This window comes from Pseudonocardia terrae (assembly GCF_021343995.1).
Taxonomy (GTDB): domain Bacteria; phylum Actinomycetota; class Actinomycetes; order Mycobacteriales; family Pseudonocardiaceae; genus Pseudonocardia; species Pseudonocardia terrae.
Window position 1 is genome coordinate 74,726 of the sequence record NZ_JAJTTE010000003.1, and the last position, 13,891, is coordinate 88,616.

The window sequence follows — 13,891 nt, forward strand, 5'->3', positions numbered from 1 at the left end:
GCGTGCACGCCGAGCAGGTGACGGAGCCCGTCGATCGGGAGCGCGACCGTAGCCCGCTGCGCTGGTACGTGCGGCTCGTCCTGAGGTACGCCGGTCGCGGCCCGTACCTCGAGGTCGGCGGTGACGGCCGGCTGCTGCGCCGGCTCGCCGAGCACGGCCCGGCCTCCGGTGTGGCCCCGTCGGCGGGGACGGCGGCGCGGATCAGGGCCGAGGCCCCCGGATGTCCGGTCCACCGCCTCGTCGACGTCCCCGACGGATCCTTCCGGTGTGTCGTCGCGATCGACGCGCTCGGCCGCACCGACGATCCCGAGCAGGACTTGTCCGACGTCCGCGAGTGGCGGCGCGTGCTGGTCCCGGGCGGCCGCGCGATCGTCCTGGTGCCCGACGCCGCGGGCCGCGGCGCCGAGCTCACCGGCGATGCCGGGGCGGGTGCCCGGGCGGTCCGGCGATCCCACGCCGACTGGCTCCGGCTCTTCGCCGAGGCCGGCCTGTCCGTGCAGCGGGAAGGGTCCGACGGGCTGAGCCGGGGTCCCTACGGCCGGATCCCCACCTGGCTCGATCCCCGCAGGCTCCCGGCCCGGGTCCAGCAGGCGTTCGGTTCCCTCTACCTGAGCCCCGGCGAGGGCGAGAACAGCGTCTTCGTCCTCGAACGCCCGAACTGATCGATCCCTCGGTGCGCGGCACGCCGGTCGCGGACGTGCAGCACGTGATCGGACTGGCGCGCGCCGGGCCCCCGTAGACTCCGGTCGGTCCGCGCACTTCCCCCGTGCAGATCGGCGAGGCCGTGACCCTGAAGGATCCTTCGGCCCGACCGACTGGGTCACCATCTCCGATCCGGTCCGTTCGGCCCGCCGGCGTGTGCTTCGCCCTCGGAGGAGGGGTAGGCGGCCTCCTCCTGTTCCTGCTCGCCCGCGACGCGCTCATCGACGACGCCTACATCACCCTCGACTACGCGAGGTCGCTCGCCCTGCACGGACAGTGGGCTCTCGAGCCCGGTCACGTGGCGAACACAGCGACATCGCCCCTGAACGTCCTCCTGCTCGCCCTGATCACGGTCGTGACCAGGGCCCCGTTCCTCGCCGTGGCGGGCGTGCTGGCAGGGTCGCTGGCCCTGTTGGGTCTCGCGCTCTCCAGCATCTGCGGAAGGCTCGGATGGAACCGGTGGCCGGCAGCGCTCGCTCCGCTCGCGGTGGTGGTGAACCCGCTGCTCGCTGCCACGGTCGGTATGGAGACCTACCTCGGGATCGCGCTCATCGCGTGCCTCGGGTGGGCCGCGGTCGCGAGGAGGCCCGGGATCGCGGGCCTGGTGATCGGGCTGCTCGTCCTCACCCGGCCGGACCTGGTGATGTTCGGGGTCGCCGTGGTCGCCGTCCCCTCGCTGGTACGGCGGCTGCACGTCGTCGCGTCGACCGCGCTCCTGACGGCACTGCCCTGGTTCGCCGTCAGCTGGTGGGTACTCGGGTCGGCTCTGCCGGACACCGTGCTGTTGAAGGTCGGTGACCATTGGGGGCCCTGGACGTTCGTGAACGGGCTGCAGTTGTACTTCGGGGTCTACCCCGCCGCCGTCCTTCTCTCGGTCGTTCCGGCCGCGTGCGGCGTCGTGGCTGCCGCGGTCTGGTTCGTGCTCCGCCTCGCCAGGTGCGCGGCGGCCGGGGCGGTGCTGGCGATCGTGTGGGGGGGCGGCGCGTGCCTGCACGCCGTGCTCTTCGTGGCCCTCGGCACGGCGCCCTACCACTGGTACTACGGACCGCTGATCGGGTCGCTGACGCTCCTCGGCACGCTCAGCCTCGCAGCGGCGCCGGCCGCGATACGCGCGATCGGCCTGGTGGTCGGAGCGGTCGGGCTGATCGCCACCGTCGTGTTCCTTGTGCAACGGCCGTGGTCGACGGCCCCGATCACCACCAACTGGGCGACGGCACAGCAGTACCGCGACGCGGCTGCGCTGGTACCTGCGGGAGCGGTCGTCCGTTCCCCGGGCGAGATCGGGACGCTCGCCTACTACTGCGACTGCACCGTCGTGGACGGATTCTCGGATCGGGCGCTGATCACCCCGCTGATCCAGCAGCGGAGCGATCGCAGCGGGAGGCTGGGCCGGCAACTCCTGGCGGTCAACTATGCCCGCCTCGCTACCGGCCCGCCCCTCGATCCGCGGTTGCAGTTCGTGGTCGCTCAGGACGGGCCCGGCGTGAGCATCGCCACACCGTGGAGGTCCGCCGGGGTGCTGCGGGTCGGGCCGATCGAGCCTACTCCGGCGTGATCGCCTTCCTCGGCGTGAAGCCCGCTTGATCCGGCCGGGAGGTGACAGTGCTCAGCGCCCGGGTCGGCCGCCCGCTCACCATCCGTCCACGTGCAGCACCTCGTCGAGGGGCTGACGCGGTGCCGGCTTGAAGTCGGTGCCCTTCGTGTAGGCGACCGGCAACAACACACCCTGCTTGACGGTCGCCGGGATGCCGAGCGCCTCGGCGACCTCCTTCTCGTAGCGGAGGTGCAGCGTCGTCCAGGCGCTCCCGAGCCCACGGGCGCGCAGGGCGAGCTGCAGGCTCCAGGCGGCCGGCAGGAGCGAGCCCCACAGCCCGGCCTGGTTGCCCGCGGGCAGTTCCTCGGTGCCGGTCTCGATCGCGCCGATCACCAGCACCGGGACCTCGGCCATCACCTCGGCCAGGTACTCCGCGCTCGACGCGACGCGCTTCTGCGTGGCCTCGCGGCCGGCGTCGCCCGACGTGTCGTTGGCCGCGTAACCCGCCGAGTTGCGGTACAGGTCGAACGACCGCGCGTAGTGATCGGCGACGACCTTCCGCTTGGCCGGGTCGGTCACCACGATCCAGTGCCAGCCCTGCTTGTTGCTGCCGCTCGGCGCCTGCAGCGCCACCGCGAGCGACTCGCGGATGACGTCGAGCGGCACCGGGCGCTCCAGGTCCAGGCGCTTGCGCACCGAACGCGTGGTGCTGAGCAGTTGATCGGGGTCCAGCGGGAGCAGCTCTGCCATGTCCCCGACTCTAGATCGCCGCTACAGCGGCAGCCTACGGAAGACCGGACGCGGGACGTGCCGCAGCGCCGACATCACGAAGCGCAGCGGGGCGGGTGCCCACACCAGCTCCTGCTTGGTCCGCACCGCGTGGACGATGACCTCCGCGACCGCCTCCGGGGTGGTCGACAGCGGGGCAGGCTTGAGGCCCTCGGTCATCTTGGTGTGCACGAACCCGGGCCGGACCACGGTCACCGTGACGCCGAAGGGCCGCAGCGCCTCGGTGAGACCGGTGTAGAAGGCGTCGAGCCCCGCCTTGGTGGAGCCGTAGACGAAGTTCGACCGGCGCGCCCGCTCGCCCGCGACCGAGGACAGCGCCACCAGCGAGCCGTGGCCCTGCTGCTTCAGCCGGTCGCCGAGCGCCACCCCGACGGAGACGGCCGCGGTGTAGTTGACCTGCGCCAGCTCGACGGCCTTGGCGCCGTCCGTCCAGGCCTCCTCGTTGTCCCCGAGCAGGCCGAACGCCACGATCGCCACGTCGACGTCGCCCTCGGCGAAGGCCTTCTCGACCACGGAGGCGTGGGTGTCGAGCGCCTTCGCGTCGAAGTCGAGCGTCTCGACGGCGCAGCCCCTGGCCTCGAGCCGGGCCTTGGCGTCCGTCAGCCGCTGCGACGGCCGCGCGGCCAGCACGACCCGCATGGGCCGGTCCGAGGCGAAGGCCTCGACCGCGGCGAGCCCGATCTCGGAGGTCCCGCCCAGCAGCAGGATGCTCTGCGGGTTGCCCACGGCGTCGATCACGACTCGCTCCGCTCGTTCCGGGTGTCGATCATCAGATGAGCTCCAGTCGTCGTGCGAGGTCGGAGGCGAAGACGCCCGCAGGGTCGACGGCGGCGCGCACCGTGCGCCACTCCTCGAGCCGCGGGTAGCCGCGCCGGATGGCCTCCGGCGTGGTCCGGGACTCCTTGGCCAGGTAGTGCCGGCCACCGGCGTCGAGCACGATCCGGTCGAGATCCTCGCAGAGCTCGTTCAGGCCGGGCCCGATCGGGATGTCGACGCAGAGCGTCCAGCCGGGCTTGGGGAAGGACAGCGGGGCGCGGTTGCCCTCGCCGAACCGCTTGAGCACGTTGAGTGCCGAGACCTGCCCGGCCTCGGTCATCCGCTCCAGCACCGTGCGGATCACGTCACCGCGCTCCAGCGGCACCACGAACTGGTACTGCAGGAAGCCGTGCGGCCCGTACCCGCGGTTCCACTCGCCCGCGATGTCGAGCGGGTGCAGGAACTGGGTGATGTTCTGGATCGCGCCCAGCTTGGTGGGGGACTTTCGGTACCAGAGCTCGCTGAACAGCCTGCCGGTGACGCGGTTGAGCATCCCGGGCGGGAACACGTCGGGCACGGTCAGCAGTTGCGGGGCGTCGAACTTCAGCGGGTCGCGGCGCTGCTTGGGCGTGAGGTCCGCGAGCGTCGCGTGGTTCGCCCTCGTCAGCAGGCCGCGGCCGAAGTGCTCACCGGTGGTGACGGCGTCGAACCAGGAGACCGACTCGGCGTACTTCTCGTCGTCCCGGGTCTGGCGGTCCATGAGGTCGGCCAGGTTGTCGATCTGCTCGGTGTCGACCTTGAAGTAGGCGGTCTCGACGTGGTGCAGCTTCAGCCGCGCCCGCACGATCACACCGGTCAGACCCATCCCGCCGACGGTGGCCCAGAACAGTTCGGCGTCCGGCCCCTCGGGTGTGAGCTCGCGGGTCGAGCCGTCGGCCAGCACGATCGTCATGGCCTCGACGTGGTTGCCGAAGGAGCCGACGACGTGGTGCGCCTTGCCGTGGATGTCCGCGCCGATCGCTCCGCCGATGGTGACCTGCCGGGTCCCGGGCAGGACCGGCACCCACAGGCCGAAGGGCAGCGCGCGGCGCATGAGTGTGTCGAGCGAGACGCCGGCGTCGAGGTCGACGACGCCGGAGTCGGCGTCGATCGTGTGGATCCGGGCGAGCCCGGTCATGTCGAGCACGGTGCCGCCGGCGTTCTGCGCCGGGTCGCCGTAGGACCGGCCGAGGCCGCGGGCGATGATCCCGCGGCGCCCCGCGGCCTTCACCGCGGCGGCGACCTCCTCCGGCGTCCGGGGCGTGATCACCGTGGCCACGGTGGGCGCCGTGCGCCCCCACCCGTGCAGGGTCCGGGTCTCGCTGGCTGGGCTGGTCATCGGGAGCCAGGCTACCGACGCAACGGCGTGCCGTCGGAGTCGGCACCCCGCCCTGGCGGCCGCGGTCATCCGAGCCGGAACCGCTCCTTTCGTGCCAGTTTCGCCAGCTTCCGGTGCACCGGTGCCTCGGCCACGGCGTCGAGCAGCCACGCGAGGTCCGGGTGGCCGCTGCGCACGCTCTCGCCGAGCAGATCGAGCTGATCGGCCAGCGGCAGGCTCTCGAACGCGATCTCGACGGCACCGGTCTCGGCCAGCGCACAGAACGTGTCCGCGGCGGCCAGCCGAGCCTCGGCCGCGGTGAGCTCGGTCGTCGGCCCCGCCGCCGGCGGCCCGCCCGGTCGCTCGCGGAGAAGCCACGCGGCGGCCGCTGCGCCGCCGATCCCGCCGCGAGTGCGCGCGTCCCTCGCTGCCTCGATGCCGTGCTCGCCGGTCTCGGCGAACACCTCGAGCACGATGGCTCGGTCGCCGGGTGTGACGCCGGGCTCGTCGAGGGCCTTCGCCGCTTCCCGGGCGGCCCGGGCGGCCCCACGGTGGCCGATCCAGCCCGCGAGGGCGGCCTCGATCGTCTCCGGCGAGGCGTCGTCGAGCGACCGGAGCAGGGCGGCGAGCGACGAGCGGACCATGTCCTCGACGACCGGCGCCACGACGCCTTGCTCGACGAGCCGGTTGTTGACCGCCCACAGGCCCAACGGGGTCAGCGCGGCGACCCGGAGATCGGCGTCGCGACGACCGGTCAGCTCGCGGATCTTCTCCTCGTGCTCCCGGTCGGGCGCCGGTCCGAGACGGACGGCGCCGAGCGCCTCAGCCAGGCCCAGCGCGTCGAGCAGCGCCGCGTGCCAGTCCTCGCGGTCCCTGCCGGCAAGACCGGCCCAGGGGGTGAAGCCGAGCATCCCCACCGGGGCCTCGAGCGTCACCTCGGTCAGCATCTCGACCGGGACCGGCCCGCCGCCGGCTGTGTAGAGCGTCAGCTCCACCAGCTCCTGCATCGTCGGCCAGTACCACCACAACGTGGGCTGGAAGCGGGGATGGCCGTCGCGGGCGTCGGCGATCCGGGCGAAGGAGTCGAGGACGTGCTGCCAGAGCTCGAGGGGTCGGTGGCGGAGCGCGGCCCGGCCCTTCACCGGGACCAGCCGGCCCTTGAGAGTGCGGAGCAGACCCGCCGCTCGTGCCCACCGCAGGAGCAGGTCGACCCCGCACGCGCCGGGTCCGGCCTCGTCCTGGAGGCTCAGCGCCTGCTCCACCTCCCGCGCTCGCGTCGCATCCAGTCGGCCCCTCGGGTCGAGCGGGACACCCGTCCCGACCCACTCGACCAGGCCGATCAGCCGCCGGCACACGGGACTCGCTTCAGCGACTGCGATCAGCTCCGCGACCGGTGCGATCGACACCGGAGGCAGCCGGGGTGGCTCGTCCGGCACCTCCCAGGGCGCGGGGGCATTGATCTGCCCGAGATCGAGGAAGCGGTTGCGCGCGCCCGTCATCCCGGAAGTTTTGCAGAACGGGGCCCGACAGCTCGGCAGGTCGGCACCGCGTGCCGGTACGCGGTTGCGCTCGAGCTGTGAGCGGGGTGAGGCCTCGTGAAGCCGGTGCGGCGTGAAGTCGCTGCGGCCGCTACAGCACCTCTGTGCCACCCTGCGGCCCGTGTCCGCCCCTCCCCGTTCCGCGTCGGCCGCCGCAGTGCGGGTGGCGGGGGAGGGGCGCAGGTGGCTCGGGCTCGCGGCCCTGATCTACCTCGGGATCTCGCTGCTCCTCCAACGCCGCGTCCTCGGCGACCTCGCCGGCAGCGCCGTCGGGCGGGTGTCGACCGACCCCACCGGCTTCACCTGGTGGCTCGCCCACACCGCGCACGCGCTGGCCGACGGCGTGAACCCGCTGGTCACCGACCTGCAGCACTACCCGGTCGGGGTCAACGCGCTGTGGAACACGGCCGTCCCGCTGCTCGGTGTGCTCCTGGCGCCGGTCACGCTCACGGCGGGTCCGACGGCGGCGTTCAACGTCGGGATGGTCCTCGGACCGGTCGTCTCCGGGCTGGCCGCCGCGGCCGCGCTCACCGGGATCGTGCGGTCGCCCGCCGCGCGTGTGTCCGCCGGTGCGCTCTACGCCTTCTCCCGTTCATGCTCGCCCACCTCCAGGCCGGGCACCTCAACCTCGTCTGGGCGGTGCTGCCCCCGGTCCTCCTCGCCCTGGCCCACCGGCTGTTCGTGCGGGACCTCCGCCGGCCCTGGCTGCTCGGCGCCCTGACCGGGCTCGCCCTGGCGCTGCAGGCCTGGCTCTACACCCAGACGCTCGCGATCGGCGTCCTGATGCTGGTCGTGCTCGGGGTGGTGCTGGCCGCGCGGCACCCGGGCCGCGCCGCCGACCGGGTTCCCGGGCTACTGAAGGCCGGGACGGCCTGCGTCGTCGTGTTCGCCCTCATCGCCGGCTACGCGATCTATCTGGTCCTCGCCGGACCCGCACGCCCGCACGGCCCCCTGCGTTCACCCGAGTACGGCAGCGCCGACCTCGCCAATACGGTCGCCCCCACATGGCTCACCGTGATCCGGCCGGTGCCGGCCCCGGCCGAGATGCAGGGCAACCTCGGGGAACAGGGCGGGTACCTGGGCGTGGCGGTCCTGGTGCTGGTCCTGCTGGCCGTGTGGACGTGCGGGACCGCGGCCCGCGTCGCCGCGACGGTCGGCGCCGTCGCCTGGCTGCTCGCGCTCGGGCCGCAGCTGTTCGTGGCCGCGGAGCCGACCGGTGTCCCGCTGCCGTGGCGGGCCCTGCAGGGCGTGCCCCTGCTCGGCGAGATCGAGCCCGTCCGCCTGCAGGTGGTGGTCACGTTGGCGGTCGCCGTCCTGGCCGGCCTCGCGCTCGACCGCTTCCCGCGGCCCGTCGCGCTGGTCGCGATCCTGGCCGCGGCCTCCTGGCTCCCGGCCGACGCCCAGCGCACCACCTCCGCGTCCGCGCCGGCCTTCCCACAGCTCGCCGGGCAGGTGGTGGAGACGTGGCCCCGGATCACCAGCGACTGGTACGGCGGCGCGGACCCGCTCCGCGCGCAGATCGCGTCGGGCTTCGGCTACCGCGTCACCGGCGGCTACTTCCTCGGCTCCGACGCGGAGCACGCGGTGCTGCTCGAGTCCCCGTGGAACCGCTACCAGGCCGGCGCGGCGCTCGCCGGGGACTGGCAGGGGCTGGCCGCCCCGCCGGATCCCGACGCCGCCACCCGCGACCTGCGCGCGACGGGCGTGACCGTGGTCCTCGTCGTGCCACAGCCGGGCCGCGACCCGGCCCCGGTCCTCGACTGGACCCGCCGGGTCACCGGATCCGAGGGCGTCCCGCTGGACGGGGCATGGGCCTTCCCGTTGGCCGCTACCCTGCAGAGGTGACCGTTCCACCCCGCCCGGAGATCCGGATCTCCGACGCCGACCGGGAGCGGGCCGCGGCCCGCCTCCACACGGCGCTGGGCGAGGGCCGGATCACGGTCGCCGAGCTCGAGGAGCGGCTCGGGGCGGTGTATGCGGCGCGCTACGCCTCCGACCTGGTCCCGCCGCTCGCGGACCTGCCCGGCGAGCCGCTCGACGTCATGCAGCCCACCGCGTTGTCCACCCCGGTCGGTCCGCCGATGGTGCTGCGGACGGGGATGGGCACGCTGCGCCGCACCGGTCGCTGGGTCGTGCCCGCGCGGCTGCGCGTCCACAGCACGATGGGTTCTGTGCTGCTCGACTTCACCGACGCCGAGCTGACCCATCCGGTGATCGAGGTCGAGCTGGAGCTCGGCGCGGGTTCGGCCCGGCTGCTGGTGCCGGACAACGCGACCGCGGATGTCGACGGCCTGGTCGCCGGCATGGGCACGATCCGCAGCAAGGTGTCGGCCGCGGCCCGCCGGGGTGCCCCGCACTTCCGGGTCTACGGCCGCGCGGGCATGGGGTCGGTGATCGTCCGGCGTCGCTACCGCCTGGGCAACTACAGCTTCTGACCGCCGCGGGCGGGGTCGGTCGCACGCCGTGGTGACGGGCCTCAGCGGGCCCGGAACACCACCGTCCGCAGCATCACGAAGTTGATCGCGGTGGCGGTGCCCTGCGAGATGACCCAGGCGATCGACGCCTTGAACCCGATCTCGGGCAGCAGGTACAGCGCCAAGGCGTTCACGCCCACCGCGATGCCGAAGGTCGTGGCGTAGAGCAGCACGAACCCGGCCAGCCGGCCGCGGCCGCCCGCGGCGTCGCCGAAGGTGAACCGCTTGTTCAGCAGGTAGGCCGTGGTGGTGCCGCAGATGAAGCTGATCGCGCGGGCGAGCCAGGTGGGCGCGTCGAGCGAGAGCAGCAGGTGGTAGATCCCGAAGTCGACGGCGGCGGACAGCACGCCGACCACCCCGAACCGGACCAGCTGGCCCACGAGTCCGTGGCCGACGGGGGCGGGGGTGGCCTCGGGCTCGGTCGCGGTCACGCGTCGAGGGTAGCGACGCACGCCCCGGCCGGCGCTCAGGGGGCGCGGTGGAAGCGCTCGGCGCGGCCCTGGTTGAGCAGCCGCAGCCAGTCCCGGAACCCGCGCGGGTCCTTCTTCGTGACGAGGAAGTACCAGGCGAACCGGGGCAGCTCCAGCGCCCCGATGCGGCGCATCCCCGGCTGGCTCATGAGGAACCCGCGGTTGCGGTAGGTGTAGTACCGCTTGGTCGGGTCCTCCGGGTCCTGTGCGTGCAGCCGCCCGCCGAGCATCGGCTTGAACTCCTCGCCGCCCTGCGGGTGCAGGTAGGTGGCCTGCAGCGCGGTGCCGAAGGGCAGCCCGGAGCGCACCATCCGGCGGTGGGTCTCCACCTCGTCGCCGCGGACGAACAGCCGCAGGTCCGGCACGCCCACGACGTCGAGCGTCGAGGCCCGGAACAGCGCCCCGTTGAAGAACGACGCGATGCCCGGCAGCAGCTCCTGGTCGCCGTCCGGGTCCGCGGCGAGCAGCGCGGGGCGGGTCCGGTGCCAGGTCAGGCCGCGGCGCAGCGGGAAGGCCAGCCGGTCCGGCTCCGCCTTGTCCGCGACGACCGGCGAGACGGCGGCGAGCCCGCGCCGTTCGGCCAGGTCGAGGAGGGTGGCGAGGGCGGACTCGTCGCCGGCGTGCCCGTCGTCGTCGCCCAGCCAGACCCAGTCCGCGCCCATCGCGAGCGCCTGCAGGATGCCCAGGGCGAAGCCGCCGGCCCCGCCGAGGTTGTGCCAGGAGGGCAGCCAGGTGGCCGGCAGCCCGCAGGCCTCGACGACCTCGCGCGCGGGCCGGTCCGGCCCGTTGTCGACGACGACGAGGTGCGCGATCGGGTGGGTCTGCTTGGCCAGTGCGGCCAGCGAGTCGACCAGCAGCTCACTGCGGTGGCGGGTGACGACGACGGCGACGACCGAGCCCTGCGGGAGCGGCTCGCTCACGAGGCGGCGTCCTCGTGGGCCGGCTTGTGCAGGCCGTGGACCGGGTGGTCGGCGAGGACGTCGCGACCCTTGTAGTGGTGCAGCACGTCGCGCAGCGGCCCGAACTCGTGGATCGTGCCGTGCTCCATCCAGATCGCGGTGTCGCAGAGGTCGGCGAGGAACTCGTCCGAGTGCGACGCGAACACGAGGATGCCGGAGCGCTCGACCAGCTCGTTGAGCCGGTCGCGGGCCTTGGCCAGGAACTCGGCGTCGACCGCGCCGATGCCCTCGTCGAGCAGCAGGATCTCCGGGTCGATGCTGGTCACGACGCCGAGCGCGAGCCGCACCCGCATGCCCGTGGAGTAGGTGCGCAGCGGCATCGACAGGTAGTCGCCGAGCTCGGTGAACTCGGCGATGTCGTCGACCCGGGACTCCATCTCCTTGCGGGTCATCCCGAGGAACAGGCCACGGATGATGATGTTCTCCAGGCCGGAGATCTCCGGGTCCATCCCGACGGCGAGGTCGAAGATGGGCGCGACCTTGCCGCGCACGGCGGCCCGGCCGCGGGTGGGCTCGTAGATGCCGGACATCAGCCGCAACAGCGTGGACTTGCCGGCGCCGTTGTGCCCGACGAGCGCGACCCGATCGCCCTTGCGCAGCGCGATCGTGATGTCCCGCAGCGCCTCGATGATCGGCACCTTCGCCTCGGTGCCGATCCGGCCGCCCGCGCGGCCGAGGACGGACTTCTTCAGCGACCGCGTCTTGGCGTCGAAGATGGGGAAGTCGACGCAGGCGGCGTCGAGGTCGATGCTCGGCTCGTTCATCTCACACCCAGTACGCCACGCGGGCCCGGTAGTTGCGCATGCAGACCAGGCCGACGGTCCAGCCCACGACCGTGATCGCCAGGACCACGTACCAGTACCGCCACACCGTCTCCTGGCCCAGCAGCGGCCGGCGCAGGATCTCGAGGAAGTGGAAGACCGGGTTCAGCTCGACCAGCCGGGCGCGCTCCTGCACCGACGGGTTGTTGCTGAGGAAGTCCACCGACCACACGATCGGCGTGAGGTAGAAGACCAGCTGCACGACGCTGCCGATGATCGGCGGGATGTCGCGGAACCGGGTGGCGAGGATGCCCGACAGGATGGCGATCCACCCGCCGTTGATCGCCAGCAGGAAGAACGCGGGGATCGCGAGCAGCAGCGACCAGCCCAGCGGGTGCGGGAAGACGATCATCAGGATGACCCAGATGACCATGTTGTGCAGGAAGAACAGCGTCTGCCGCCAGACCAGCCGGTAGACGTGCAGGGACAGCGGCGCCGGGAGGAACTTGATCAGCCCCTCGTTGGCGATGAACACCTCGCTGCCCTCGAGGATGCAGCCGGAGACGAAGTTCCAGATCAGCAGCCCGACTGCCACGTGCGGCAGGAACTCCGCGAGCGGGACCTGGAACAGGAGCGAGTAGAGCAGCCCCAGGCCGAGGGCGATCACGCCCATGCTGATGCTGATCCACAGCGGGCCGAGGACGGAACGCCGGTAACGCTGCTTGATGTCCTGCCAGCCCAGGTGCCCCCAGAGGGCTCGCTGGTGCCAGCCCTGGCGCAGGTCGCCGAAGGCGCGCGCCCAGCTCCGCGAGCCGGGCGCGTCGGCGATCACCGGGCGCGCCCGCCCGGCAGTGCTGTCGTCCACGGTCACGGCCACCCGACGAGGGTACCGACGGGTGAACGTCCGGCCGCGAGCGGTGGGCCACCGGTCGCGACCTGCGCGGACAAGAGTCGGGAGGTGGCCGTCAGAGGTACTGGCCGGTGCCGCGCCCGCCGCCTTCCGGCACCTGACCCGGCATCTGGCCGCCGATGCCCGGCGGCAGCCCGCGGCGCATCTGCTCCAGCTGCGCCCGTGCGGCCATCTGCTGGGCGAACAACGCCGTCTGGATGCCGTGGAACAGACCCTCCAGCCAGCCCACCAGCTGGGCCTGGGCGATGCGCAGCTCACCCTCGCTCGGGGTCGCGTCGTCGGTGAACGGCAGCGACAGCCGGTGCAGCTCCTCGCGCAGCTCCGGGGCCAGGCCCTCCTCGAGCTCCTTGATCGAGTTCTCGTGGATCTCGCGGAGCCGGGCCCGGGAGGCCTCGTCGAGCGGTGCGGCGCGCACCTCCTCGAGCAGCTGCTTGATCATGGTGCCGATCCGCATCACCTTGGCCGGCTGCTCGACCATGCTGCCGATCCCACTCTGCTCACCGTCGTCGCCGTCGGCCTGCCGGATCTCCGACTGCGGCACGCTGGCCATGCCGACCGGGCGCCCGTCGGGCCCGATCACCATGACCTGCTGCTGGCCGTCGTTGTCCTCTGGTGCCGTCATGGCCCCCATCATGCCCGCCTACTCGGCGACCAGCAGCAGCTTGCCCACCACGCCGCCGGCCCCCAACGTGCGGTGCGCCTCGGCGGCCTGCGACAGGGGGAAACGGGCGTGCACGACCGGCTTGACGCGCCCGTCGCCGAACATCGGCCAGGTCTGCTCGCGCACCCCGCCGACCACCGCGGCCTTGCTGTTCGGGCCCTCGACCGGACGCCCGCGCAGCCCCATCGCGGTGACGCTGCCCCGCTTGGCCAGCAGCGCGCCGATGTTGATCTCCGCCTTCACCCCGCCCTGCATGCCGATGATCATCAGCCTGCCGTCGGCGGCGAGGGCGGCCAGGTTCGCCTTGAGCCCCTTGGCGCCCATGTTGTCGAGGATGACGTCGGCCCCGTGCCCGTCCGTCGCCTTCTTCAGCTCCTCCGGCACGTCGGCGTCGTAGTCGATCACGATGTCGGCGCCCAGCTCACGGCAGACGTCGAACCGGGCCGGGTTGGCCGTGGCGGCGACCCGGGCGCCCAGCGCCTTCGCCACCTGGATGGCGTGGGTGCCGATGCCGCTGCTGCCGCCCTGGATCAGGAAGATCTCGCCCTGCGCGAGTCCCGCCCGGTCGACGACGTTGGACCACACCGTGCACGCCACCTCGGGCAGGCTCCCGGCGGTCACCAGGTCCACGCCCTCGGGCTGCGGAAGCAGCTGGGGCGCCGGTACCACCACCTTCTGCGCGTACCCGCCGCCGGCCAGCAGGGCGCAGACCTCCTCGCCGACCGACCAGCCGGTGACGCCCTCGCCGAGGGCGGCGATCCGCCCGGAGCACTCCAGCCCGAGGATGTCCGACGCCCCGGGCGGCGGCGGGTAGTTGCCCTGCCGCTGCAGCAGGTCGGCCCGGTTGACCGCCGTGGCGACGACGTCGAGCAGCACCTCGCCGGGCCCGGGCTCCGGGTCGTCGACCTCGGTCCACCGCATGTTCTCCGGGCCGCCCGGCTCCGCCACCCTGATCGCGTACATGGCCCTGGACGCTATTC

At 72.9% G+C, this 13,891-nt stretch carries 14 protein-coding genes; 4 read left to right on the forward strand and 10 right to left on the reverse strand.

All coding sequences use genetic code 11. The features are described from left to right. The first annotated feature begins 2 nt into the window (after positions 1-2). Positions 3-662, forward strand: coding sequence for a class I SAM-dependent methyltransferase (locus LWC33_RS02725; RefSeq protein ID WP_233302573.1), 660 nt, complete (start codon positions 3-5; stop codon positions 660-662). Between the two features lie 194 nt (positions 663-856). Next, complete coding sequence (locus LWC33_RS02730) at positions 857-2,257, forward strand: hypothetical protein (RefSeq protein ID WP_233302574.1); 1,401 nt, start codon at positions 857-859, stop codon at positions 2,255-2,257. Between the two features lie 75 nt (positions 2,258-2,332). Here LWC33_RS02730 and LWC33_RS02735 read toward each other — a convergent pair whose 3' ends face one another. From LWC33_RS02735 to LWC33_RS02750, 4 genes are all read right to left on the reverse strand, one after another. Continuing rightward, positions 2,333-2,986, reverse strand: coding sequence for a nitroreductase family protein (locus tag LWC33_RS02735; RefSeq protein ID WP_233302576.1), 654 nt, complete (start codon positions 2,984-2,986; stop codon positions 2,333-2,335). Between the two features lie 21 nt (positions 2,987-3,007). Further along, positions 3,008-3,763: a decaprenylphospho-beta-D-erythro-pentofuranosid-2-ulose 2-reductase gene (gene dprE2, locus LWC33_RS02740; RefSeq protein ID WP_233302578.1), complete on the reverse strand. Its 756-nt coding sequence runs from the start codon at positions 3,761-3,763 to the stop codon at positions 3,008-3,010. 31 nt (positions 3,764-3,794) lie between these two features. After that, positions 3,795-5,159, reverse strand: a complete 1,365-nt coding sequence (gene dprE1 / locus LWC33_RS02745) for a decaprenylphosphoryl-beta-D-ribose oxidase (protein WP_233302579.1) — start codon at positions 5,157-5,159, stop codon at positions 3,795-3,797. 65 nt (positions 5,160-5,224) lie between these two features. Continuing rightward, complete coding sequence (locus LWC33_RS02750) at positions 5,225-6,637, reverse strand: hypothetical protein (RefSeq protein WP_233302581.1); 1,413 nt, start codon at positions 6,635-6,637, stop codon at positions 5,225-5,227. A 633-nt stretch (positions 6,638-7,270) separates the two neighbouring features. On the opposite strand from LWC33_RS02750, the gene LWC33_RS02755 reads away from it, so the two are divergent. Both LWC33_RS02755 and LWC33_RS02760 read left to right on the forward strand, forming a co-directional pair. After that, positions 7,271-8,521 (forward strand): hypothetical protein, encoded by a 1,251-nt coding sequence (locus tag LWC33_RS02755; protein ID WP_233302582.1) that lies wholly within the window; start codon positions 7,271-7,273, stop codon positions 8,519-8,521. Then, the gene (locus tag LWC33_RS02760) at positions 8,518-9,111 is read left to right on the forward strand and encodes a DUF1707 SHOCT-like domain-containing protein (protein ID WP_233302584.1); all 594 of its coding nucleotides are present in this window, start codon (positions 8,518-8,520) and stop codon (positions 9,109-9,111) included. The genes LWC33_RS02755 and LWC33_RS02760 overlap by 4 nt, the downstream gene beginning before the upstream one ends. Before the next feature lie 41 nt (positions 9,112-9,152). Here the strand turns inward: LWC33_RS02760 and LWC33_RS02765 are convergent, their stop codons facing one another. The 6 genes from LWC33_RS02765 to LWC33_RS02790 all read right to left on the reverse strand — a co-directional run bounded on the left by LWC33_RS02765 (position 9,153) and on the right by LWC33_RS02790 (position 13,874). After that, entirely contained in the window at positions 9,153-9,581 is a 429-nt protein-coding gene (locus LWC33_RS02765; RefSeq protein WP_233302586.1) for a GtrA family protein, read from the reverse strand. 35 nt (positions 9,582-9,616) lie between these two features. Beyond that, positions 9,617-10,540, reverse strand: a complete 924-nt coding sequence (gene glfT1, locus LWC33_RS02770; RefSeq protein WP_233302587.1) for a galactofuranosyltransferase GlfT1 — start codon at positions 10,538-10,540, stop codon at positions 9,617-9,619. Continuing rightward, entirely contained in the window at positions 10,537-11,343 is an 807-nt protein-coding gene (gene wzt / locus LWC33_RS02775) for a galactan export ABC transporter ATP-binding subunit Wzt/RfbE (protein ID WP_233302589.1), read from the reverse strand. Before wzt ends, glfT1 begins: the two co-directional genes overlap by 4 nt. 1 nt (position 11,344) lies before the next feature. Next, positions 11,345-12,217: a galactan export ABC transporter permease subunit Wzm/RfbD gene (wzm, locus tag LWC33_RS02780; RefSeq protein ID WP_372476536.1), complete on the reverse strand. Its 873-nt coding sequence runs from the start codon at positions 12,215-12,217 to the stop codon at positions 11,345-11,347. 88 nt (positions 12,218-12,305) lie between these two features. Next, entirely contained in the window at positions 12,306-12,872 is a 567-nt protein-coding gene (locus tag LWC33_RS02785) for a bacterial proteasome activator family protein (RefSeq protein WP_305080842.1), read from the reverse strand. Positions 12,873-12,890: 18 nt separating this feature from the next. Next, on the reverse strand, positions 12,891-13,874 hold the full coding sequence (locus LWC33_RS02790) for an NAD(P)H-quinone oxidoreductase (RefSeq protein WP_233302590.1): 984 nt from the start codon (positions 13,872-13,874) through the stop codon (positions 12,891-12,893). Between the last annotated feature and the right edge of the window lie 17 nt (positions 13,875-13,891).

Bases quoted from the DNA above. Each gene is read 5' to 3' on its own strand.
- LWC33_RS02785 (WP_305080842.1), bottom strand. From the start codon at position 12,872: ATGACGGCACCAGAGGACAACGACGGCCAGCAGCAGGTCATGGTGATC.
- LWC33_RS02735 (WP_233302576.1), bottom strand. From the start codon at position 2,986: ATGGCAGAGCTGCTCCCGCTGGACCCCGATCAACTGCTCAGCACCACG.
- LWC33_RS02750 (WP_233302581.1), bottom strand. From the start codon at position 6,637: ATGACGGGCGCGCGCAACCGCTTCCTCGATCTCGGGCAGATCAATGCC.
- LWC33_RS02790 (WP_233302590.1), bottom strand. From the start codon at position 13,874: ATGTACGCGATCAGGGTGGCGGAGCCGGGCGGCCCGGAGAACATGCGG.
- LWC33_RS02755 (WP_233302582.1), top strand. From the start codon at position 7,271: ATGCTCGCCCACCTCCAGGCCGGGCACCTCAACCTCGTCTGGGCGGTG.
- wzt (WP_233302589.1), bottom strand. From the start codon at position 11,343: ATGAACGAGCCGAGCATCGACCTCGACGCCGCCTGCGTCGACTTCCCC.
- dprE1 (WP_233302579.1), bottom strand. From the start codon at position 5,159: ATGACCAGCCCAGCCAGCGAGACCCGGACCCTGCACGGGTGGGGGCGC.